The 21,742-nt window shown below is 42.0% G+C and carries 23 protein-coding genes; 7 read left to right on the top strand and 16 right to left on the bottom strand.

Annotated features, from left to right (window positions below):
• Positions 1 to 54: 54 nt before the first annotated feature.
• Positions 55 to 468: a 6-pyruvoyl trahydropterin synthase family protein gene (locus tag ACFS6H_RS11225; protein WP_386098363.1), complete on the bottom strand. Its 414-nt coding sequence runs from the start codon at positions 466 to 468 to the stop codon at positions 55 to 57.
• Between the two features lie 54 nt (positions 469 to 522).
• Positions 523 to 933: a 6-pyruvoyl trahydropterin synthase family protein gene (locus ACFS6H_RS11220; RefSeq protein WP_386098361.1), complete on the bottom strand. Its 411-nt coding sequence runs from the start codon at positions 931 to 933 to the stop codon at positions 523 to 525.
• A gap of 309 nt (positions 934 to 1,242) precedes the next feature.
• Between ACFS6H_RS11220 and mqnB the strand changes: the two genes are divergently transcribed.
• Both mqnB and ACFS6H_RS11210 read left to right on the top strand, forming a co-directional pair.
• Positions 1,243 to 1,923 carry a futalosine hydrolase gene (gene mqnB, locus ACFS6H_RS11215; RefSeq protein ID WP_386098359.1) on the top strand — a complete coding sequence of 227 codons (681 nt, stop codon included), beginning with the start codon at positions 1,243 to 1,245 and terminating at the stop codon, positions 1,921 to 1,923.
• Positions 1,901 to 2,746: a 1,4-dihydroxy-6-naphthoate synthase gene (locus ACFS6H_RS11210; protein ID WP_386098357.1), complete on the top strand. Its 846-nt coding sequence runs from the start codon at positions 1,901 to 1,903 to the stop codon at positions 2,744 to 2,746. Before mqnB ends, ACFS6H_RS11210 begins: the two co-directional genes overlap by 23 nt.
• 6 nt (positions 2,747 to 2,752) lie before the next feature.
• Here the strand turns inward: ACFS6H_RS11210 and ACFS6H_RS11205 are convergent, their stop codons facing one another.
• From ACFS6H_RS11205 to tgt, 6 genes are all read right to left on the bottom strand, one after another.
• Positions 2,753 to 3,100, bottom strand: a complete 348-nt coding sequence (locus tag ACFS6H_RS11205) for a cupin domain-containing protein (protein WP_386098355.1) — start codon at positions 3,098 to 3,100, stop codon at positions 2,753 to 2,755.
• 126 nt (positions 3,101 to 3,226) lie between these two features.
• Positions 3,227 to 4,024 carry an aminotransferase class IV gene (locus tag ACFS6H_RS11200; RefSeq protein ID WP_386098353.1) on the bottom strand — a complete coding sequence of 266 codons (798 nt, stop codon included), beginning with the start codon at positions 4,022 to 4,024 and terminating at the stop codon, positions 3,227 to 3,229.
• A gap of 91 nt (positions 4,025 to 4,115) precedes the next feature.
• On the bottom strand, positions 4,116 to 4,787 hold the full coding sequence (locus tag ACFS6H_RS11195; protein ID WP_386098351.1) for a response regulator: 672 nt from the start codon (positions 4,785 to 4,787) through the stop codon (positions 4,116 to 4,118).
• A 668-nt stretch (positions 4,788 to 5,455) separates the two neighbouring features.
• Positions 5,456 to 6,199, bottom strand: coding sequence for an SAM-dependent methyltransferase (locus tag ACFS6H_RS11190; RefSeq protein WP_386098349.1), 744 nt, complete (start codon positions 6,197 to 6,199; stop codon positions 5,456 to 5,458).
• Positions 6,200 to 6,253: 54 nt separating this feature from the next.
• Positions 6,254 to 6,913, bottom strand: a complete 660-nt coding sequence (locus ACFS6H_RS11185; protein WP_386098346.1) for a response regulator — start codon at positions 6,911 to 6,913, stop codon at positions 6,254 to 6,256.
• Positions 6,914 to 7,192: 279 nt separating this feature from the next.
• Positions 7,193 to 8,332 (bottom strand): tRNA guanosine(34) transglycosylase Tgt, encoded by a 1,140-nt coding sequence (gene tgt / locus ACFS6H_RS11180; RefSeq protein WP_386098344.1) that lies wholly within the window; start codon positions 8,330 to 8,332, stop codon positions 7,193 to 7,195.
• Positions 8,333 to 8,570: 238 nt separating this feature from the next.
• On the opposite strand from tgt, the gene ACFS6H_RS11175 reads away from it, so the two are divergent.
• The 3 genes from ACFS6H_RS11175 (at position 8,571) to ACFS6H_RS11165 (ending at position 11,156) form a co-directional block, all read left to right on the top strand.
• Positions 8,571 to 9,689, top strand: coding sequence for a glycosyltransferase (locus tag ACFS6H_RS11175; protein ID WP_386098342.1), 1,119 nt, complete (start codon positions 8,571 to 8,573; stop codon positions 9,687 to 9,689).
• Between the two features lie 114 nt (positions 9,690 to 9,803).
• Positions 9,804 to 10,433 (top strand): 16S rRNA (guanine(527)-N(7))-methyltransferase RsmG, encoded by a 630-nt coding sequence (gene rsmG, locus ACFS6H_RS11170; protein WP_386098340.1) that lies wholly within the window; start codon positions 9,804 to 9,806, stop codon positions 10,431 to 10,433.
• A 78-nt stretch (positions 10,434 to 10,511) separates the two neighbouring features.
• A complete protein-coding gene (locus ACFS6H_RS11165) occupies positions 10,512 to 11,156 on the top strand; it encodes a response regulator (RefSeq protein ID WP_386098338.1) in 645 nt (214 codons plus the stop codon).
• Between the two features lie 291 nt (positions 11,157 to 11,447).
• Here the strand turns inward: ACFS6H_RS11165 and ACFS6H_RS11160 are convergent, their stop codons facing one another.
• A complete protein-coding gene (locus ACFS6H_RS11160) occupies positions 11,448 to 13,289 on the bottom strand; it encodes a M1 family metallopeptidase (RefSeq protein WP_386098336.1) in 1,842 nt (613 codons plus the stop codon).
• 444 nt (positions 13,290 to 13,733) lie between these two features.
• On the opposite strand from ACFS6H_RS11160, the gene tnpA reads away from it, so the two are divergent.
• Positions 13,734 to 14,156 carry an IS200/IS605 family transposase gene (gene tnpA, locus ACFS6H_RS11155; protein WP_386098334.1) on the top strand — a complete coding sequence of 141 codons (423 nt, stop codon included), beginning with the start codon at positions 13,734 to 13,736 and terminating at the stop codon, positions 14,154 to 14,156.
• Positions 14,157 to 14,254: 98 nt separating this feature from the next.
• Here tnpA and rsmI read toward each other — a convergent pair whose 3' ends face one another.
• The 4 genes from rsmI to ACFS6H_RS11135 form a co-directional block, all read right to left on the bottom strand.
• Complete coding sequence (gene rsmI, locus ACFS6H_RS11150; RefSeq protein ID WP_386098332.1) at positions 14,255 to 14,953, bottom strand: 16S rRNA (cytidine(1402)-2'-O)-methyltransferase; 699 nt, start codon at positions 14,951 to 14,953, stop codon at positions 14,255 to 14,257.
• A 308-nt stretch (positions 14,954 to 15,261) separates the two neighbouring features.
• Positions 15,262 to 15,507: a phosphoribosylformylglycinamidine synthase subunit PurS gene (gene purS, locus ACFS6H_RS11145; protein WP_386098330.1), complete on the bottom strand. Its 246-nt coding sequence runs from the start codon at positions 15,505 to 15,507 to the stop codon at positions 15,262 to 15,264.
• Positions 15,504 to 16,271, bottom strand: a complete 768-nt coding sequence (locus tag ACFS6H_RS11140) for a CDP-alcohol phosphatidyltransferase family protein (protein WP_386098328.1) — start codon at positions 16,269 to 16,271, stop codon at positions 15,504 to 15,506. Before ACFS6H_RS11140 ends, purS begins: the two co-directional genes overlap by 4 nt.
• A gap of 24 nt (positions 16,272 to 16,295) precedes the next feature.
• Entirely contained in the window at positions 16,296 to 17,588 is a 1,293-nt protein-coding gene (locus ACFS6H_RS11135; protein WP_386098326.1) for an aminopeptidase P family protein, read from the bottom strand.
• Between the two features lie 401 nt (positions 17,589 to 17,989).
• Between ACFS6H_RS11135 and pckA the strand changes: the two genes are divergently transcribed.
• Positions 17,990 to 19,600 (top strand): phosphoenolpyruvate carboxykinase (ATP), encoded by a 1,611-nt coding sequence (pckA, locus tag ACFS6H_RS11130; protein ID WP_386098324.1) that lies wholly within the window; start codon positions 17,990 to 17,992, stop codon positions 19,598 to 19,600.
• Positions 19,601 to 19,675: 75 nt separating this feature from the next.
• Here pckA and ACFS6H_RS11125 read toward each other — a convergent pair whose 3' ends face one another.
• From ACFS6H_RS11125 to ACFS6H_RS11115, 3 genes are all read right to left on the bottom strand, one after another.
• Positions 19,676 to 20,287, bottom strand: coding sequence for a fumarylacetoacetate hydrolase family protein (locus ACFS6H_RS11125; protein ID WP_386098322.1), 612 nt, complete (start codon positions 20,285 to 20,287; stop codon positions 19,676 to 19,678).
• Between the two features lie 127 nt (positions 20,288 to 20,414).
• Positions 20,415 to 21,002, bottom strand: coding sequence for an aminoacyl-tRNA hydrolase (gene pth / locus ACFS6H_RS11120; RefSeq protein ID WP_386098320.1), 588 nt, complete (start codon positions 21,000 to 21,002; stop codon positions 20,415 to 20,417).
• Between the two features lie 142 nt (positions 21,003 to 21,144).
• On the bottom strand, positions 21,145 to 21,723 hold the full coding sequence (locus ACFS6H_RS11115) for a 50S ribosomal protein L25 (RefSeq protein ID WP_386098318.1): 579 nt from the start codon (positions 21,721 to 21,723) through the stop codon (positions 21,145 to 21,147).
• Positions 21,724 to 21,742 lie beyond the last annotated feature (19 nt).

Here is a 21,742-nt window from a genome sequence, read left to right as displayed (position 1 = left end):
TCATCAGTCACTTGTGAATGATCCCATTCATAACTCATCATTCTGCATTCACCATTATCCCACCGGGTACTCCACAAAATTCCTCGGTGTTTCGTACAACCTGATCTGCAGATCATTCCCCGCATCAATATGTGGTCGTAATAACCTGTAAATAACAATAGCAATATTCTCTGCTGTCGGGTTCAGGTCTTTAAACTCAACCGTGTCCAGGTTCAGGTTACGGTGATCAAAACGTTCATGGATCTCCCGGTGAATAATTTCACTCAATACTTTCAGGTCCATCACATAACCGGTAACGGCATCCGGCACACCCGTTACTTTCACCACCAGCTCATAATTATGACCATGGTAATGCGGGTAGGCACATTTGCCAAATACCTTATCGTTGGTAGCATCATCCCACGCAGGATTATACAACCGGTGTGCGGCATTAAAATTCTCCTTCCTGTATACAGCCACTTTATTCATCTCGCCCATCCTGGTTTATTGCTTAAAGTTTTATGATCTTATATCAATATCAGCCTATTCGCCAAAATACTCCACGTAGATCTTGGGGGTTTCGTACAGCTTTATTGCATGTAACTGTATGTTAGCGGCCAAATGTGGTACCAGCTCTTTCCATATACCAATGGCCAGGTTTTCGGTACTGCATAATTTGCCGGCCATAAAATCAACATCCATATTCAGGTTCCGGTGATCCAGCTTTTCAATTACCCTTTCCTGTATGATCGTGCTTAATCTTTTTACATCAAATACAAATCCTGTATCCTCATCCGGCTGACCTTTTACGGTAACATATAATTCATAATTATGTCCATGCCAGTTCTCATTGGCACACTTGCCAAATACCGCTTCATTCTTCGCTTCATCCCAATTGGGGTTGTACAACTTATGGGCGGCATTAAAATGCTCTACCCTTGTTAAATATACCATTATAATAATTTATTCTGCCGCCTTGCCGGCGGGCTGCAAAGGTAATACATAAGTTAAAAATGGCAATAAATGCATCTTCCCGGCGGAAAAAACATCCTTCTCCAACCCTTCACCAGTAATTGTAAATCAACAAACTATAGACAAAATTAACTACCCGGCTTTTTAATAACCGTTCTATTGATCCGCAGACTGTTCTTTTACTATCCGCACGTATGTTACTACCATCAAAGACATGCTTCCCGGAGGCCCGGCATCACCGGCCTCTAAGAAAATCCCTTACCATTTCCGCAGGCACCCGATATTTGCAGCATGCGTATTTTGTTAACAGCAGCCACTGCGGGTGAAATTGCCCCGGTAAAGGAATGGCTCAACCAACATAAAAAACAATTCAAACAATTAAGGGTTACTATAGATATTTCGGGTATCGGCAGTAATGTTACTACTTATGCACTGACTAAGGCATTAACCCGGCAGCGTTATTCGCTGGTGATCCAGGCAGGCATTGCCGGCAGCTTTTCTCCCGATCATCTTGAAAAGGTTTTTGTTGTAAAACAGGATAGTTTTGCCGACCTCGGTGTTTGGGAGGAGGCAACCTTTAAGGATATGTTTGACCTGGCATTATTAAAGCCCAACGAAAAGCCCTTTAAAAAAGGTAAACTCGTTAATCCCAATAAAAATTTATTGCAGCTTACCAAACTAAAAGCGATCAATGCTGTTACTGTTAACGAGATCAGCACCCGGCCAAAGCAAATAGAGTGGTACAAGGAACATTTTGCTCCTGTTATAGAAAGTATGGAAGGCGCGGCATTACACTATGTTTGCCTGATGGAAAATATTCCTTTCCTGCAAATACGCTCGGTATCTAACCTGGTAGGCGTACGCAATAAAAAGAAATGGAAAATCGGCCCGGCCATTCACCACCTGAATGCAGAACTGATCGAACTGTTACAAACCTTAAGTACAAAACATGAAACTGACATTAGGCTTTAGTCCCTGCCCCAACGATACCTTTATTTTTGATGCATTGGTCAATCATAAAATCGATACCCGTGGTTTTGAGTTTGAGACCATACTGGAAGATGTGGAAACCCTGAACGAATATGCACTGGAAGGCAAACTGGATATTACCAAACTCAGCTTTCCGGCCTTTTTCAAATCATTGGATAACTATTTATTATTACGTTCCGGCAGCGCTTTGGGCAAGGGTGTGGGTCCTTTACTCATACAGGCACAAAACAAAACCCTGCAAGCGGATGATGTGGAGCAAATGCAGGTAATATTGCCGGGCATCAATACCACGGCCAATCTCTTATTCAGCTTTGCTTACCCGGAAGCCCAACAAAAAAAATATGCCTTATTCTCTGAAATTGAGAACAGCGTATTACAACAGAACAACACCCTGGGAGTGATTATACATGAAAACCGGTTTACCTACCAGGAAAAAGGATTACATAAAGTAATGGACCTGGGTGAACATTGGGAAAACAAAATGCATGTGCCAATACCGCTGGGAGGTATCGCTATCAAACGAAGTATTGATAAAGATATAGCTACTACGATCAACAGCCTGATCAGGGAAAGCCTGGAATATGCTTTTGCCAACTACCCGCAGGTGAGCGAATATGTGAAACAACATGCACAGGCCATGGAAGAAGCGGTAATGCGTAAACATATTGACCTGTATGTAAACCAATACAGTCTTGACCTGGGCCCGGATGGTGAACATGCCATACACACTTTATACAAGGTGTTTCAGCAAACCAATGGGCTGGTGATTACGGAAGAAAATATAACTAACCTGGTATTGCAATAATAAAGACTATTTTTTATTATCGGCAAAATCCTCCCGCATCGGGCTGAACATATCTATCAATACCCCCTCCTGTAAGCATACTACACCATGGGGTATATTGGGTGGAACATAAAAGGCATCACCGGATTTCAATAATTTTTTATCACCCCCGATCTCCACTTCAAATACGCCTTTCTCTATATGGGATATCTGCGTATGCGGATGTTGGTGTACCGTTCCCACGGCACCCGTCTCAAAATGCACTTTTACCAGCATCAGCCGCTCATCCCAGGCCATCACCTTACGCTTAACCCCTTCACCGGTCTCTTCCCATGGCATATCACTATCTACAATAAAACTACTTTTATCTGTCATAAATTTTCTTTTCGGTTAAAGCCCCTGGATTCCGGAAGGAAATAAAGGGAGGTAGCAGCTGGGAGAGTATTAACTACAAACAGTAGTAAAAAATTAAACTGATCAGGATAACTGCTGCAATCACAATTATAATATTGCTGCCGCCAATTGCAATCCTAGTGAAGATACGTATTTTTTCTCTTGAAAAGCCGTTACGGGCCGGATACCACGGATCGCATTGGTGATAAACACCTCATCGGCTTCCAGTAATGTATCAATCATACACAGTTTTTCGGTAATAGTCGTATTATCCAGCAAATACTGCCTCATTACACCCGCTACACAGCCTTCTGATAAAGGAGGTGTAAAAACGGCCCCATCCTTTACCCAGAAAATATTGGCAATAGCTGTTTCTATAATGCGCTGATGATAATTGAGTATCAAACTATCCTGCCATTGATGTTGGGTGGCATAAATAGCGGCCATGGAATACAATAAACTGCTGGCTGTTTTTAAGTTACTGAAAGCGTCAGCCGTTTTATAACCGGCCGTATACAAACCTATTACCAGCGGATGTTGTAATTGCTCGGGTACCAGTTCATAAGATTCAATAAGAATGCCGGCTTCGGGGTTACTGAATATATCGCCGTTACCGCGGTAAAGCGATAAACGTACACGGGCCTGCAGGTTATGCCCATTTGCAATACATAACTCCTGTATGCTATCTGCCAGCCAGGCCTCATTAAAATAAACGGGCATATTATACTGCAACTGCGTTATTCCCCGGTACAGGCGGGCTATGTGGTAGCTTAATAAGGCTGGTTTTCCCGAAATCACTTTTATTGTTTCAAACAAACCATCCCCATAACGATATGCTTTGTTATCGGCTAAAAGCCGGGGAGTATTTGCCGCCATCAGCACATTATTAACATGCACATATTTCATACAATGAAAGTATCGTTTTTATAGCAACACACCTAAAACAAAACAACCACCTGATAACAGGTGGTTGTAATAATTTAAACCGTTGCTATATCTAGGTTTGCTGGATCAAACCGGCTTTTACCGCATACATTACCAGGCCGGCCATTGACTTGGTGCCTGTCTTGGTTTTTAATTTATCACGGATCGCTTCTACTGTACGGGGACTAAGATCAACGATATCGGCGATCTCTTTCGTACTTTTTTCTTCGCACATCAACCGCAGGATAGTTACTTCCTTATCGGTCAGGCTTACATCCGGCGGAGCAGAAGCTTCTACTACACGTTTGGTACGTAAACCACTTAATAAGGCCTTATTGGTCAGGTCATTAAAATAAAAGTCCTGCTCATATACCTGTTTAATGGCTTCGTAGATCATCTCGGAACCCGATTCCTTGGTTAAATACGAGTTGGCGCCGATCTCCATCATCTTGGATATTACCGAATGGTCATTATGCATGGATAACATAATTACCTTAACATCGGGATATAACTTTTTGATCTCGGGAAGGGTGGCCAAACCGTCCATGATGGGCATCTGGATGTCTAACAATACAACATCGGGTTGTATATGTTTTAACAGGTTCAGCAGTTGCATGCCGTTTTCGGCTTCTGCTACCATCTGGATATCTTTCCGGCTGGATAAAGATGTTTTTACGCCGGTACGAAATAGGGTGTGATCGTCGGCAATAGCTACTTTAATTGCAGTGTTTCCGTCGTTTCTCATTGGGATTAAAAATTGGTTTTACAAAATTGTACTTTCACAAAAATTGGATTCGTTAAAATTCGACCACAATTTGGAAAAATCCCCCGACATAAACCATAGTAGAAGTACCTGATTTCTACTTTGCGGAAACTACCTATTGACAAATATCAACCAATAGTGGTTTACTCTTAGATAACCGGCAGGTATTTTTCCCAGAAAAATACGATACCAACAGTAAAAACCATAAAAAATAAATGGAGCAATTGTGCTCTTGTCCACATCGCCATGTGGATATACTTTTGTATCAGAAAGTTGATGAAAGCGATACTTGTTTATCCAATATCCAAAGCCGTCCAGAAAAGTTCTTTCCAAATCCAATGAATAAAACCAAAACAGGAACCCGTCAACATCAACTTTCTTATTTTTTAAATATCCGTTTTAAGTCATTATACCTGTAAAGAACCAGTTAAGCCTTCTGATAGGTTGACCCTCAATGGGTTAAAGATTTTTTCGTAACAGTAACAAATGAAATGGTCCTCTTCGGGGGACTTTTTCGTTTATTTCCCTTTCCCCCAGGTAACTGCATTCCGTAAACAGAGCCGGGAAGGTTATCCACAAATAGCAAATATTACGTTACCTGCCATTTATCAACAGAAAATATGCGTTGGAAATTAACATGGGGTATTCCCTTACTGTTTAACGGCTATCATATAAGCATAGGGATCGCCTACGGCAAATTTCCTGCGGCCGGGAACAGTATAGATCTCTTTTAAATGTAAACCCACCGAGCCGAGGATCCTGGCCATTTCACTCACCGAAAAAATGTAATCCACCGCCTGCTTCATCTCTATTTCCCCCTTGGCAGTAATGATCATTGTCTCCGTATCCATCCTGGTGGGAAAAAACAGGTACCGGCTTTTGCTTAAAATTCGTAATTCACCGATATCGGTCCATGTGCGGGGATTAAACTGCTTAATAACCGTTTCTGCAAGAGAATAACTATGAATCAGCATGGCTCCGCCCGGCTTTAAACTATCTGCTACCGTTTTCAGAATAACCAACAAATCTTCTTCCGGGAAAAAATTCAGGCTATTACCCATGCAGATTGCCAAGTCGTATGATTGTGAGGGCTGATAAGTAAAAATATTATCCCGGATGGTTGTTACCGGAAGGTTTTCAGCGGCGGCTGTTGCGGCCACCTCATCAGTATAGGCTTCCAGGTTATCTATGGCAGTAACCGTTACGCCCTCGCGGGCAAGCGCCAATGCGTGACGGCCGTAACCACACATCATATCCAGCACCACACTATCCTTATTCAATCCAAATTGTTTGATCATGAACTCCACTTCTACCCTGGTGAGTTCAGGTGGATTTATTTCACGCCAGATATCTTTATAATGACCATCAAAATAACTATCATTAATATTTGCCATGCCGGTATATTAAAATGAACAGAAAATTACAAAGTAACAGGAGTTGCCCGTAAATTATTCCAGTAATTTATTACGCATAGCAAACATTACCAGGCCGGCAATGGTTTTTGCCCCGGCTTTTTGCTTCATGTTCTGGCGAATGGTTTCGATGGTGCGGGGGCTTAAGAATACCACTTTTGATATTTCTTCGGTGGTTTTATCTTCAGCAATTAATTTTAAGATACGCAGTTCCTTTTCTGTAAACTTTACAGGATTAGGATAAAACTGCCGGACTGTTTTTTTATGCTGTAATTTTAATAATACGGCTTTATTCACCAGCTCATTAAAATAAAAGTCATCATTCATACAGGTCAGGATAGCCTGGTATATCTCGTCGGGGTCAGTTGTTTTGGTCAGGTAGGCATTGGCTCCCATCTCCATCATCTTGGTGATCATCTCCTGGTCATCGTACATGGTCAGTACAATGATCTTGATCGATTCATATTCTTTCCTGATCAGGCTGATAGCATTGATACCATCAATTTCAGGCATCCTGATATCCATTAATAAAATATCCGGCTCCTTTAATTTTAGTTTATGCATTAAATCCTTGCCATCCTCAGCTTCCCATAAAATGCGTAAATACTCCCGGTCTTTAAGAGACATACGGATACCATCACGAAAAATCTTATGGTCATCCGCAATAGCAACTTTTATTTCCTGAACAGCAGCCATCAAATTTGGTTTTATACAGGCCTGAGCCTGGTAGTTTAGAAGGAAAAAAATAGATTGTCAAACTTACGCTAAAAACCGCAATCTTTTTAGTGTTTTTACGTACTTAAAAAAACTTAACCTTGTTCTGTCAAAAGTTTTACCCCTTCCTGTATTCCCCTACCCCAGGGGTTTGTGTTTGTTTAACCGGGTGCTACCCCATGCCAGGTAATTTTTTCCGATAAAAGCAAGCTAAATTTTAATCAGTTGAACCACTTAGCCGACTTTTTCCTGGTTTGAAACTTATAACCTTTGTTTTAAAACGGGGATAATATTGTTTTTCCAGCTTTCAAAATCACCGGCAATAATATGTTCACGGGCTTGTTTCACCAGCCACAGGTAAAAAGCCAGGTTATGGGTACTGGCAATGGTAAGGCCCAGTATCTCCTTTGACTTTAATAGGTGACGTAAATAAGCTTTACTGTAATAATTGCTTATTTCACTGTCCAGTCCTTCGTCAATAGGCGAGTAATCAAACTCCCATTTTTTATTATCGATATTAATTACGCCACGCGTAGTGAACAACATAGCATTCCGGCCATTACGGGTAGGCATCACACAGTCAAACATATCTATGCCCATACCAATACATTCCAAAATATTCCATGGAGTGCCTACACCCATTAAATACCGTGGCTTTTCGGCAGGCAGGTGATCGCAGCACCAGTCACATATCTCGTACATCACCGGTTCGGGTTCACCTACACTTAAACCGCCGATCGCATTGCCTGTCGCATTTTTTGAGGCAATATATTCGCAGGATTGTTTGCGCAGGTCTTTGTACATAGCCCCTTGTACAATAGGAAAAAGGTTCTGGGTATAGCCGTACTTATCAGGTGTACTATTAAACCGTTCCACACAACGATCCAGCCAGCGGTGTGTCAGCTCCAGGCTTTTACGGGCATAACTGTATTCACTGCCACCGGGAGGGCATTCATCAAAGGCCATAATAATATCGCCGCCAATGGTACGCTGTATATCCATCACTCCTTCAGGGGTAAACAGGTGTTTGCTCCCATCAATATGCGACTGGAAGGTTACCCCTTCCTCTTTTATTTTACGGGTACCTGCCAGGGAAAACACCTGGTAACCGCCGCTGTCGGTAAGAATGGGTTTGTGCCAGCCGTTAAAGCGGTGCAATCCGCCGGCTTTTTCCAATACCTCCAGGCCTGGTCGCAGGTATAAATGATAGGTATTCCCCAATATGATCTGGGCCTTAACATCACTGTTCAGTAATTGCTGGCTCACCGCTTTTACACTGCCCACTGTTCCTACCGGCATAAAAATGGGCGTTTCTATCTGCCCGTGATCGGTAGTTATTAATCCTGCCCGGGCTTTGGAGCCGGTATCATTATGTTGTAACTGAAAGCTTAATGCCGCCATGAGATCTGTCCTTTATTATATTAACTGTTGCCTGCCACACCCGCCGGTCATACTACCCCGTAATGAAATATCAGCGTTTCTTTTCCTAATAAACAAATGAACGCCTGCCCCGTATCATTTAACAGGAAGCGGAGGTAGCAGCCCTGCAGCTCCTTATGGGGAAATAGCCGCAAATCGGCGGCAAGTTAAGTACTTAGCTTAAACTTCAAATAATAAACTGCATTATCTTTGCCCACTTATGCCACTAATTCATTGGGAAAACATCCTTTTCTACCTGCTTATTGCCACCACCGTTGTGCAGTTGTTTTACTATTTATACTTTTTTGCCCGTTTATCTTTTTTTAAGCCGGCTCAAAAAACACAATCGCAAACCCATCCGGTATCGGTTATTATTTGTGCCCGTGATGAGGATGAGAACCTGGCCCGCAACCTCCCCGGGGTATTGGTACAACAATATCATACCAGCTATGAGGTAGTGGTAGTAAATGATAACTCACTGGATGATTCCAAGTATATTTTAGAGGAACTGCGTAAGACCTTTAAAAACCTGCATATAGTGGAACTGACCCAGGAGGCCAAGTTGATCGCCGGTAAAAAATATCCTTTATCTATTGGTATCCGCGAGGCCAAACATGAGGTATTATTATTAACCGACGCGGATTGTGTACCCGCTACGGAAAACTGGATTGACAAAATGCAGGATGGTTATACCAGCGGCATTGACCTCGTAATAGGTTATGGCGCTTACCATAAACTACCGGGTTTCTTAAACAAGCTGATCCGTTTTGAAACAGTACACTCGGCCATACAATATTTTTCGTATGCCCTGGCCGGCCTGCCCTATATGGGCGTGGGGCGCAATTTATCGTATAAGAAAAGTTTGTTTTTAAACAACAAAGGCTTCTCCTCCATTAACCATTTACCCGGAGGTGATGACGACCTGTTTATTAATAAAGTAGCCACCAAACATAATACCGCCATCATTTTTGATGCGGAGGCCAGTACTTTATCGGTACCTAAAAAAACATGGAAAGAATGGCGTAAACAAAAACGCCGTCATTATACCACGGCAAAATATTATAAGCCGGTACATAAGTTTTTATTAAGTCTGTATGCCGGCAGCCAGTTCATCTTTTATCCCTTGGCTGCCGCCACTGCCATCTGGTTTGACTGGCGTATTGCTGCTGCTATTATAGGCCTGCGTTTCATTAGCCAGTTGTTTGTTTTTTACAAACCGATGAAGAAACTGGGCGAGAGCGACCTCTTTGGCTGGTTATTATTTTTTGACCTCTGGTTGTTTTTTTATTACCTGCTTTTTGCGCCCTCACTTTTCAGGAAAGCTAAAAAAACCTGGTAAATCAAAGTTCAAGCAGTTTAAGGTTCAAAAGTTCAACCCTGCATAATATTGATTGATAATTACTAACCCTGAACGATTAACCATTAACTATGAACTATTAACTAAATTCGCCTCATGGAAATTGTTACCAAATACTTTACGGAGTTTACTGATAAACAATTGCAGCAACTGCAGCAGTTACAGGCTTTATATACCGACTGGAACGAAAAAATAAATGTTATTTCCAGGAAGGACATTGACAGCCTGTATGAAAAACATGTATTACACTCTTTAAGTATTGCGGCAATTTTTGACTTTAACGATGGCGCCAAAATCCTGGACCTGGGTACAGGCGGCGGCTTTCCGGGCATTCCACTGGCTATTTTTTTCCCGGAAGTTCATTTTCACCTGGTAGACAGTATTGCCAAAAAGCTAAAAGTAGTACAGGCAATTGCCGGTGAACTTGGCCTGACCAATGTAACCACCCAACACGCCCGTGTGGAAGATATTAAAAACAGGAAATTTGACTATGTGGTTTCCCGTGCCGTAGCCCCTTTAAAAGACCTGTGGCAATGGTGCCGGCCCTTAATCGCTACGCAACCATCACAGCCGCTTAACCATGCACCCGGCTTAATTTGCCTGAAAGGTGGCGATTTGAACCTGGAAATACAGGAGAGCGGCACTAAACCCAAAATAGTAGATATAACAGGCTTATATTCAGAAGATTACTTCAAAGAAAAATTTATTATTTACGTTACCCGTTAAGACTTTACCCACAAAAAAGTTAAATAACTACCACTTTGTGGTATTGTTCATAATTCCGCAAAGCAGGAACTTTGCCATATGAGCGATATTAAGGTATGTATAGTAGATGATAATAGTCAATTAAGAAACACCTTAAAAGATATTATCGAAATGTCTGACGGTTATGTTTGCGTTGGTACTTTGGCTACTGCCGAAGAAGCCGTAACTGAAATTCCTACCCTGCGACCCGATGTGGTTTTAATGGATATTAACCTGGGCAGTACGGAGAGTGGTATTGATTGTGTAAGGGTATTAAAACCATTGCTGGCCAATACCAATTTTATGATGTGTACTGTGTACGAAGAGGATGAAAAAATCTTTGAAGCTTTAAGCGCGGGCGCCAGCGGGTACATATTGAAAAAGACCAGCCCCTTTTTGTTACTGAACGCCATTAAAGAATTATATGAAGGCGGTGCACCCATGAGCAGCCAGATAGCCCGTAAAGTAGTTGCTGCCTTTCAAAATCAACAGCCCGTAAATACAGAAGCCGAGCAGGAAATTAATAAACTAACGGTTCGTGAAAAGGAAATACTGGAATGGCTTTCCAAAGGATTAAGCTATAAGGAAATTGCCGCTTCCATTTTTTTAAGCCCTGAAACAGTACGGAAACACGTATACCATATTTACGAAAAACTGCACGTAAACAACCGGGTAGAAGCCGTTAACAAATATTATGGCCGTTAAACAAAACATTCATTTTAGTTAACATTTGTCAACCAAAATGAGTTTAAACGACGATTATTCGTCCCAGCAGGTCGGTTTTGTACTTAAAAATACCACTTTCGTGGTATTGCCAATGCAGCAAAACCAGCCTACTTTAGCAGTGTTATTTAACAAGCCCCTATTCCAAGTTATCTAGCAGTTAACCATTAATCATCGCATGCACTTTATCCATTTATTATAGGGGTTCTAATCAAATACCACAAAAGGCTACCCTCCGGTAGCCTTTTGTTATTATAATATTATTATTTGTACTTAAGGACGTTTTAATTCCAGCTTATTATTTTTCCGTTCAACATCAGCCATTCGCTGCGAGGGATCAATTTCGGCTACGGCAATATCAATCAACCGCCTGTCCAGTTGAATAGTATAGGTTCCGTTTGTCCATTTCCAGGCAGGATATACTTTACGTTTTATCGCGGCATCCTCATTGGGTTTCTGACCATACATCAGGTCCAGCGGAATATAATGTAACTCTTTGGCGCCATCGGCATACGTCACTTCCACATCAATGGGCATGGGCATCAAGCCGTCGCGGCGCAGGCGGATATTGGTCTTACCACCTTCTTCCCATAAACTGTCAAAAGCATAATCTATCTTTTTAGTGCTGTTTACCCAGTAGTCCTTATACCAGTCCAGTTCAATGCCGCTTTGCATTTCACTTAAACGGATAAAGTCATTTACATTGGGGTGTTTAAATTTCCAGGTATTGTAATAGGCCAGTAATATTTTATCCCTTACATCGGCACCTACTATATAACCCAGCTGTTCCAGGAATACGGCTCCCTTGGAGTAAGAAGCGCTGGAATAAGCGCGGTTGGTATTATAATGATCCGCATGGGTCATCAGGGGTTCTTCCAGTCCGCTTTTTGCTAAACTGAAATAACCGTCATAATCACTTTTGTAAATAAAACCGGTCTTACCGCTCAAAAATGCTGCTGCCCTGGTATCGGCATAACTGGTAAAACCTTCGTCCATCCAGGGATACTGTGCTTCATCAGTAGCCAGCACACCCTGGTACCAGTTATGCATCCACTCGTGCAACCAGGCGCCGGGACTGGCTAATAACGTGGCCATGGGATACTCCATACCGCCATCACCGCCATGTATGAACGAGTATTGTTTGTAACTGTAAGCACCAAAAGTTTTGGTAATAAAAGGATATACTTTCTCTGCATCGTCCAATATCTTTTCCCAGGTGGCCGGGTTACCGGTTTGAGGACGGTATAATAAATGCAACGTAATATCATCGCCCACTTTACGGGTCAGGTGCTTAAAATCAGGATCGGCAGCCCACATAAAATCATGCACATTGGGAGCATTGAACTTCCATGTCAGTTTTTTACCGGCAGGTTGTACCACTTTGGTGCCTTCCTTTTCATACCCATAACCTATCTGCGCGGCATTCTGTAAATAACCGGTACCCCCCAGTATGTAATTCTTATCAATAGTGATGTTCACATCAAAATCGCCCCATACACCATAAAACTCCCGGCCTACATAGGGATTAGGATGCCAGCCGTCATAATCGTACTCACTTAACTTGGGATACCACTGGCTCATAGAATAGCGCACGCCGGTACCGGGGTTATCCCTGCCGCTGCGCCGTATCTGCAAAGGCACCTGTGCCTCAAAGTTCATATCAAATACTACCTTGGTTTTAGGCAATATAGGTTTACTTAAAGTTACTTCCAGGATGGTCTCATGCATTGCGTATTGCTGCGCCACGCCGTTCATGGTCAAGGAAATAATTTTCTGGTAACCGATCTCATCGGGTTTCAGGTTGGCGATCCTGTCTTTTACACGGGCATCCCAGTCAACACCACGCCCTACCGCTATTGTTCCCTGCCGGCGGCTCCGGTTATCCATCATACTACCCGGCTGAAATGCATTCCAGTACAAATGATAAAAAACTCTTTTCAGGGTATCCGGTGAATTGTTCCAATACTCCAGTTTTTGTTTACCTGTAAAACGGTTTGTTTCAACGTTTACATCAATATCCATGGTGTATTTTACCTTCTGTTGCCAGCGGTCGGGCTGAGCAACAGCAACACCACACAGCGCGGTAAATACCAATACGCCAATTGCTTTTATCATATGCCTTGTTTTAACTATACAAAATCCGAAAATACAAAATTATGTCTCTATATGCCCACAAATTATGTTAATACGTTGAACAAGGTAACTATCGGCTCCATGCTTTAGGTGTAATAATCCATTGGTGGGCTGTCGCTCACAGCCCACCCCAACCATTAGTAGTTCTTCACCTTGCTTCATCCTGTCTGCTTTTACCGGGTAGTTACACCCCAATTATCATTTAAAGAAACTATAATCCTTGTGATAAGGCGAGTTTGCTATGTTCATACAACCGGTACTTTATATTATAAATAACAGCTATTACCTCCGGCTTTAGCCGGGGGAATTGCCGGATTCAGGTATAGGCTTTAGCCCAATTATTATACCCGCATTAACCCATTGTATTTCCCAACCATTTTTTAACTTTAACCTACTAACACCAATACACACCAAAACTAACCTGCCATGCCATTTGTAAAAGTCTATATCCATTTTGTATGGAGTACCAAAAACAGGATTCCCTTTTTAAATACCCCGGAACTCAGAATGAATACCTGGAAACACATGCACGAAAATGCAAGACTTAAAGGAATTTTTATAGACACAATTAACGGCTATGCAGATCATTGCCATTGTTTGGTTTCGCTAGGCACCGAACAAAATATAAGAACAATCATGCAACTCATAAAAGGAGAATCTTCTTACTGGATCAATAAGAATAAACTCACCGGGCAAAAATTTGAATGGCAGGATGAGTACTATGCCATTTCCGTTTCGGAATCAATAGTGGATCAAGTAAGACATTATATTGCTAACCAGGAAATGCACCATGCACAAAAGACCTTTCAGCAGGAATATGAAGAACTAATAAAAAAATTCAACTTCTGATATCGCCTGTTAATTGGGCTAAAGCCCATATACTTTATAATAATAGCGGCCAGCTTAAGCTGGCCGCTATTAATCTTTTATCGACGTAAAACGAATAATTAGCCCAGCCCTTCCAAAACAATCACTATTTCACCCTTTACCGCTTTGGCGGCAAAATAGTCATGTACTTCCTGTAAAGTACCGCGCTTATTTTCCTCGAACATTTTTGTCAGTTCGCGGCTTACACTTACCCTGCGTTCGGCGCCAAAGTATTCAATAAAATCGAGCAGGGTTTTTACCAGGCGCATGGGCGATTCGTAAAAGATCATGGTTCTTTCTTCGCCCTGTAATTGTTTTAATAAGGTCTGGCGGCCTTTTTTAACAGGAATAAAGCCTTCAAACACAAACCGGTTGGTGGGAATACCACTGTTCACCAGGGCCGGTACAAAAGCAGTGGCACCGGGTAAACATTCAACAGCAATACCGGCCTTTACACATTCCCTTACCAGCAAAAAGGCAGGATCGGAAATGCCGGGTGTGCCGGCATCCGTAACCATGGCCATGGTTTTACCTTCTGACAATTGGCTGACCAGGTGCTGTAAAACTTTGTGCTCGTTATGCTGGTGGTAAGGTGTAATAGGTTTATTAACCTGGTAATGCTTTAATAAGTGGGAGCTGGTGCGGGTATCTTCGGCCAATACAAGATCAACCTGTTGCAATACTTCCAGGGCACGAAAGGTAAGATCCTTCAGGTTACCGATGGGTGTAGGCACCAGGTATAAACGTCCCTGAGATGATTGATGATTTGTTTCCAACACGCGTATTATTGGTTAAAGGTTATTCGTTAATGGTTATTTGTTAGCAGTACCTGCCATTTAGTAATTGTGTCTTGCTTATATTACCCTTGCACAATGCTCAATAGTATTGTAACAGTACAAGTGAGTGACACAACAAAAGTCCAATCAGGGCAGGGACGTTGGTAACAAAAAAACAATATGCAAGGCCGGCATGTAAAGCCCTTTTAGAAAAGGTTTACCAATAGTAATGCAGGCCAGATAACCTAAAAAAATAAACCGGAGAACCAGGCAGTTTTACTGCATAGCACCCCGGTTATTTATCTGTTCAATTATATTACTGTTGCTTCAAAATATTCCATTACCGGGTTGGCCAGTAATTTTTTGCTGGCTTCTTCGGCAATAGCTTTGGCTTCTTCGGGAGAAGCGGCATCGATCTGTAACGTAATATTTCTTCCAATACGTACATCTTCAACACTTTGTAAGCCCAGGTTTTTTAAACCGCCAATTACGGCTTTACCCTGAGGATCTAATAACTCTTTAAGGGGCATTACTTTTACTTCCACCGAATATGTCATGCTAAACTATTTTTGAACGCCAAAGATAAGAGTATGTAAGCGATTATTACAAGGGGAATTGCTAACCAGCCGGTGAATATTCCGGCTACCACAGCCACGGCCAGTAAAACAACTTTAGGAATATTATTTTTAAAGGAGAAGTCTTTAAACTTAAGGCTCAGTAAAGGCAGGGTGCTTACCGTAATAACCGTGGTAAACAGGATAATGGCATATAATACCCACTTATTTTGTAAAAGTGTTACCGCTGCATCTACGTTACCATGCCAGTAAATAAGGGGTAAGGAAGCAATGAGCAACCCTCCGGCCGGTGCCGGCAATCCTTTAAAGTAATATTTTTGATCGGTATCAATATTAAAACGGGCCAAACGCCAGGCAGCCGCCACCGGTAACAACAATGCCGGCAATAACCAGAGCACCGAACTATCCAGGCCATCGGGTTCGGCGGCAATAGCCAGTCTTAAAAACTGGTACATGATCATACCGGGAGCCACACCAAAGCTTACCACATCGGCAAGCGAGTCCAGTTGTTTACCCATTTCCGAATCGGCACGCAGCAGCCGGGCCAGGAATCCATCCAGGAAATCGACCACCGCGGCCAGGCCGATAAATACGGATGCCAGTGCTATACTCTCAGGAATTCTTAAAAACTGTTGCCCGATCTGGGGATCACTATAAATAATGAACCCGTTTTGTAAAGTAACGATAATGGCTATACAACCAAATACCAGATTAAGCAGCGTAAAATAATTAGGAACCTGTTTCATGTAGCGTGGCTATGGTTAAATGTTTTATTTTCTTTTCATTAAAGTTTCAATCTCCTCGGCGGTAATCGGTATATTCTTCATCAGGTCTTTATTACCTGTTTTCGTGATCCAGAAATTATTCTCAATACGTATACCCATTTGCTCTTCCTCTATATAAATACCCGGCTCAATGGTAAATACCATGCCTGCTTTAATAGGCTCAGTTTTGGTGCCCAGGTCATGTACATCTATACCCAGGTGGTGAGAGATGCCATGGTATAGATATTTACGGTAAGCACGGTTGGCCGGATCTTCATTCTTTACATCAGCCTTTGTTAACAAACCAATTTTGATGAATTGTTTGGTAGCTTCCTCCCCTACTTTATCTGTATAATTATTAATGCTGATACCCGGTTTTAAAATGCCTTTGCAATAGTTATGAATGGCCAGGCAGGCATTGTATACTTCTTTCTGGCGTTTGGTAAACTTTCCGTTTACGGGTACCGTACGGGTAAGGTCGGCGCAATAACCGCCATATTCCGCACCAAAATCCATCAGTACCAGTTCACCATCTTTACATTCCTGGTTATTGAATACATAGTGTAAGGTCCTGGCTCTGTCGCCACTGGCTAGTATACTGCTGTAAGCAGGACCGCTGCTGCGTTGCATCAGGAATGAATGATAGATCTCCGCTTCAATTTCATATTCCATCACGCCGGGCTTAATAAACTGCAGCAAACGGCGGAAAGTATTATCCGTAATATCAATAGCCTGCTGCAGTACCGCCACTTCTTCAGCCGTTTTAATGGCACGTAATTCTTTGGTAATTTTTGCCGCACGCAGGTAGTTGTGTAAAGGATAACGGCTTTTCATTTCCTGGATAAAACGGTAATCCCTTGTCTGTAACAAAGAACCTTTCCTGTCGTTCTCATTACTGTCCAGGTAAATATTATCGACCAGGTGTATCCATGGTTGTAACAAACCTTCCAAAGCATCGGCCCATACAATGGTAGTGATACCACTGATGGCAGTTGCTTCATTTGTTCTTAATCTTTTACCGTCCCATTTTTCTTTTAATTCGTTCGGCCTTACCAATACCAGTACTTCACGGTATTTAGGATCAGGATTATCGGGGAAAAGGATCACCATTGAATCTTCCTGCGTTACACCGCTTAACCAATACAGGTTACTGTTTTGTTTAAACTTATACAGGGCATCACCATTACTGGGTACTTCATCATTACTTAAAAAAATAGCAATGCTATTTTTTTCCATTTTACTACTGAATCTTTTTCTGTTCTGGGTAAACAACTTTGAATCTATGGGTAAGTTTCTCATTACTACAATTTTAAAAGAGGTTAAAGATAAACAGGCTTATTCAATTGACAATGCAAGCTAAGTGTTAAGCTGTTAAATGATCACAAAATCGATAAGCAAAAACGCATGTACAACGCAATCAGTAAATAAACGATTGGTTTGGGTTAAAATATATTTACCCCGGGCTATACACCTACAAAAACGATCATTCAGTTCAACTTTTTTCGCAACTGTAAACTTTATAAATTAAAGCCCGTAAAATTACATTTTCACAAATATGATATAATAAACCGCTTCATTTTTAAACAAAAATTAATAATACTCTCAAAATACGATTATTTATCTAATGTGTACCACTAACACTTGTTCGTTACTTCTCAAATCTTTCTGTAGTTTTGCCACTTAACAAACTTGCTAGTATTATGTCATACCCGACGATTGTTTTGCCTGTACAGGCGCTTGTAAAACTTGGATTACAAAACACCCCTAATGTACATTACCAATTAACAGCTGAGGAATTAATACAGGACACTTTAAGAACAGGTGAAGGTGTATTGAACGACACCGGCGCCCTGGTAATACAAACCGGCGAATTTACCGGCCGTTCTCCAAAAGATAAGTTTATTGTGAAAGATGCTATTACAGCGGATACTGTGAACTGGAACGATTTTAATATTGCCATTGACGAAAAATATTATGACATTATTTATAAAAAAATAATACAACATTTAGACAAAGTGCCTGAACTGTGGGTACGTGATTGTTATGCCTGTGCTGACAAAAGATACCAGACCAATATCAGGGTGGTGAACGAAAAACCCTGGAACAACCTGTTTGCCTATAACATGTTTTTACGCCCTACCGAGGCTGAGCTTGAAAACTTTACACCTGACTGGCAAATTCTCTCTGCACCATCATTAAAATTAAATCCCGAGGAATGTGGCACCCGGCAATCCAATGCCGCCGTGGTTTCATTTAAACATAAAACCATCCTGATCGCCGGAACAGGTTATACCGGTGAGATAAAGAAAGGCATTTTCACTATCTTAAACTATGTATTGCCACAGGAGAAAAATGTATTAAGCATGCATTGCAGCGCCAATATGGGCAAAGATGGCGATACGGCTATCTTCTTTGGGCTGAGCGGCACCGGCAAAACAACATTAAGCGCCGATCCTAACCGTAAACTGATCGGTGATGATGAGCATGCATGGACCGATGACAACATCTTCAACTTTGAAGGCGGTTGTTATGCGAAGACCATTAACCTGAGCGAAGAAAAAGAACCTGAAATTTTTAATGCTATACGACCGGGTGCACTGGTAGAAAATACCACTTTCTTTCCCGGCACCAACACCATCAACTTTGACGATGCCAGTGTAACGGAAAATACCCGTGTTTCCTACCCGCTGCATTTTATCAGTAATGCCCTGGAGCCTTCGATAGGCGGCTTACCCAAAAACATTTTCTTTTTAACCTGTGATGCATTTGGTGTACTGCCTCCTATTTCCAGGTTAACACCGGGCCAGGCCATGTACCAGTTCATCTCCGGTTATACCGCTAAGGTTGCCGGTACGGAAGCAGGTGTTACCGAACCTAAGCCTACATTCAGTGCCTGCTTTGGTGCACCATTCCTGCCCTTACACCCTGCTAAATATGCTGCTATGCTGGGTAAAAAAATGCAGGAGAATAAAGTAAATGTATGGCTGATCAATACCGGCTGGAGCGGCGGCGCCTATGGTGAAGGAAGCCGGATGAAATTAAAATACACCCGTGCGATGATCAGTGCCGCTTTAGATGGCAGCCTGAACAATATACCGACAACCAATGATGCGGTATTTGGATTTGCTATTCCTGACAGCTGCCCGGGTGTACCTGCAGAAATATTAACTCCCCGTAATACCTGGGAAAACAAAGAGGCCTATGATGAAAAGGCCAGCTACCTGGCAGGTTTGTTCATCAGCAACTTTAAAAAATATAAGGACGGCGCAGATGCTGCGATCATTGCTGCAGCACCCATACAGAAGCAGTAAGCTTACACACATGAGAAAAAAGCCCTGTTACAATAGTAACGGGGCTTTTCATTTAATATATAGTTTGTATAAAACTTATTTTACTTCTACGCTGAAAAGGTTCTTTTCATCAACAAAACCTTCCAGTACATCCCCCACAACGGCTTCTCCAACACCTGCAGGAGTACCGGTAAAAATAAGATCGCCAATATTGATAGAGAAGTAATTGGATATGAAAGCCACTATTTCGTCAAAAGCAAAGATCATATCCCTGGTATTGCCCTTCTGTACCTGCTCCTTGTTCTTCTGCAGGCTGAAGCTGATCTCATTTTTATTCTTCAGTTCCGTAACGGGTATCCAGCTGCCAATCACGGCTGAGTTATCCCAGGCTTTCGCTCTTTCCCAGGGCAGTCCTTTAGACTTTAATTCGTTCTGCAGATCGCGGGCTGTAAAATCTATACCGGCTGTAATGGCATCATAATATTTGCCGGCATGCCTGTCCTGTATGTACTTACCATTTTTACATACACGTAAAACAATTTCACATTCGTAATGCAGCTCGTTGGTAAATTCGGGGTAATAAAACGGAGTATGCGACTGTAGCAGTGCATTTTTAGGTTTCATAAAAATAACCGGCTCGTCTGGAATTGCGTTGTTTAATTCTTTTGCGTGCTCGGTATAATTACGGCCTACACAAAAAATCTTCATGTTAGAGGTTGTTGATGATTAAATATAAAGATATATGCCATGACAGCCGTGCTGTTCAGGCATTATCCCAATAAGGCAATCATGTATCAACTGGATTTTTGTTGGACGGGACGCTAAAATAAGTAATCTAGCCCATATCGCATAATGAAAATTCCTTATTATTTATTTCATTCATTACGCGGGTGATACCCATAGTGGCAAACTTTTCAATTACTTCCACCGATATGTCGATTTTTTTCTTCACTAAAGGTAGTTCATTTTCCAACCATTTCCCCAAAACAAATTCGGCCTGTAACCCTTTGGGAAAGTCATTGCCGATACCAAAGCGTAGACGAGGGTATTTTGTACTGTTGATCAGGGCCTGGATGCTTCTCAGGCCGTTGTGCCCGGCATCACTCCCTTCGGGGCGTACCCGCAATTTATTCAGGGGTAAGGCCAGGTCGTCCAATATCACAAAAACATTCTCCACCGGTATCTTTTCCTTGTCCATCCAATACTTAACGGCCTTGCCGCTCAGGTTCATATAGGTTGTAGGACATATGCAAACAAACAGTTTTCCTTTCCATTTTACCTCGGCCATATAGGCCAGCCTGTCGGTTTTAAACACACCGCCATGTTTGGTCACAAAAGCATGCACCACATCAAAACCAATATTATGCCTGGTATGCGCATACTCGTTACCCGCATTGCCCAGTCCTACGATCAAAAATTTCATACTGCAAAATAAACACCTCCCCGGCTATTGTTAAAAAGAAAATTTTGGAACGGCCGGCCGCCGATATGCGTACCGGTCATGCTTTATGGACAAAAAAATACCTGCACGAATGCAGGTACTTTTATATCATTAAGTGATAAGCTTATTTTTTTGCCGCAGCAGCTTCTTCCTGTTTCAGCTGACGGGTCATTACTACCGACGCAATAGGAATACGTGGTGAGTTCATGATCTCGTAGTTCTCTTCTTTCACGTCTTCTACACGGATATTACCGTTGATCTCTAAAGTATCAATAGGCACTTCGATCTGCTCTTTCAAATGCTTTGGTAAAGTTTTCACTTTCAAAGATTTAAATTTAGCAATGAAACGACCACCTTGTTTAACACCAGCAGAAGTACCGGTAAATTTCAAAGGAATAGTAGCTACTACTTTTTTATCTTCTACTAATTCCAGCAGGTCGATATGGGTTAACACGTCAGTTACTTTGTCAAACTGTAAGTCTTTTAAGATGGTTCTGTAAGTTTTGCCATCTAATTTTACTTCAGCGATCTGGAAGCTGGGTGTGTACACAAAGTGTTTGAAAGCCGCAGCAGGAGCGTAAAAATTAATCTCCTGAGCACCCCCGTAAATTACACCAGGCACCTGACCCTGAGAGCGAAGCTGGCGGGTGGCTGATTTGCCAAAGTCGGTCCTCAAGTTCCCTTCGATTGTAATTGTTTTCATTTTTGTTTGTTTTATGAAT

It is taken from the genome of Terrimonas rubra (genome assembly GCF_042686025.1).
Classification (GTDB): domain Bacteria; phylum Bacteroidota; class Bacteroidia; order Chitinophagales; family Chitinophagaceae; genus Terrimonas; species Terrimonas rubra.
Note: the sequence above shows the minus strand (reverse complement) of the source record. Positions and strands in the feature narration are given on the sequence as shown.